Below are 1364 nucleotides of genomic sequence, written 5' to 3' on the forward strand. Positions count from 1 at the left end.
GGCGGTGGCGGGCATGGTGGAGCTCCGTCAGCGGGCGTTGGCGAGGAGGCCGCGGCTGCGCAGCACCCAGCGCTCCAGGGGGGAGAAGATCAGCAGGTCGATGGCGATGCCCACGAAGAGGATCAGCAGGATGGCCAGTTCCACCCGGGGCATGTCGAAGGCGACACGGCCGTTCTCCAGCAGCTGGCCGAGGCCGAGGCCCAGGTCGGGGGAGCTGGCGATCAGCTCGGCCGCCATCAGCGAGCGCCAGGAGAAGGCCCAGCCCTGCTTCAGCCCGGCCAGGTAGCCCGGGAGCGCGGCGGGGAGCAGGATGTGGCGGGCGCCGCGCAGCCCGGTGGCGCCGAGGGTCCGTCCGGCGCGCAGGTACAGCGGCGGCACCTGGTCGATGCCGGAGATCAGCCCGTTGGCGATGGACGGCACGGCGCCGAGCAGGATCACCGCGTACATCGCCTGGCTGTTGAGACCCAACCAGATGATCGCGGCGGGCACCCAGGCCACCGAGGGCAGCGACTGCAGGCCGGAGAGGATCGGGCCGAGCGCCGCCCTGATCGGCTTCACCCGGGCCACCACCAGCCCCAGCGGGGTGCCGATGGCCAGCGAGATCAGAAAGCCGAAGAGGCCCCGGGAGACGCTGGTCCACAGCACCGAGAAGACCTCGCCCCGGTACCACAGGTCCATGAAGCTGTCCCGGACCTGCCCCGGGCTGGGGAACTTGTACGCGGGGAAGACCCCGGCGGAGTAGACGCCCTGCCACACCGCCAGCACCAGCACCACGGCGACGACCGGCGGGATCACCTTCTCCCGGAGCACCTGGGAGAGCGGGGTGCGCCGGATCTGGACGGCGTCCAGGGCGTCCAGTCCGGCCTCCACACCGGCGAGGTCGCCGCCGGCCGGCCGGGCGTCGGCGGGCGCGGTCTCAGTGCTGGCCATGGCGGCGGATCTCCTTGCGCAGTTCGTCGGTGATCTCGACGGAGAGCTCCGCGACGCCGCTGGACTCGATCCGGCGGGGCTGCGGCAGGTCGATCCGCCACTCGCGGGCGATCCGGCCCGGACGGGACGTCAGCAGGACCACCCGCTGCGCCAGCCGGACCGCCTCGCGCACATTGTGGGTGACGAAGAGGACCGAGAGTCCGGTCTCCGACCAGATCCGGGTCAGCTCCTCGTGCAGGACGTCCCGGGTGATGGCGTCCAGCGCCGCGAACGGCTCGTCCATCAGCAGCACCGAGGAGTCCTGGGCGAGCGCACGGGCCATCGCCACCCGCTGCCGCATACCGCCGGAGAGCTCGTGCACCCGCTTGCCGTACGCCCCGCCGAGCCGCACCAGCTCCAGCAGGCGCTCGGCCTCGGCGCGGCGCTCGGCGCGC

At 72.8% G+C, this 1364-nt stretch carries 2 protein-coding genes; both read right to left on the reverse strand.

The genetic code is table 11. The annotated features are described in order from the left end of the window. Positions 1-27 precede the first annotated feature (27 nt). Complete coding sequence (locus AOK09_RS26270) at positions 28-930, reverse strand: ABC transporter permease (RefSeq protein WP_055589732.1); 903 nt, start codon at positions 928-930, stop codon at positions 28-30. Continuing rightward, the coding region (locus AOK09_RS26275) for an ATP-binding cassette domain-containing protein (RefSeq protein ID WP_157876044.1) at positions 917-1364 on the reverse strand (448 nt) is incomplete at its 5' end. The genes AOK09_RS26275 and AOK09_RS26270, both read right to left, overlap by 14 nt.

Origin of the sequence: Peterkaempfera griseoplana (genome assembly GCF_001418575.1) — a bacterium.
GTDB classification, from domain to species: domain Bacteria; phylum Actinomycetota; class Actinomycetes; order Streptomycetales; family Streptomycetaceae; genus Peterkaempfera; species Peterkaempfera griseoplana.

Excerpts from the sequence above, each read along its gene's own strand:
- AOK09_RS26270 (WP_055589732.1), bottom strand. The coding sequence starts at position 930 with ATGGCCAGCACTGAGACCGCGCCCGCCGACGCCCGGCCGGCCGGCGGC.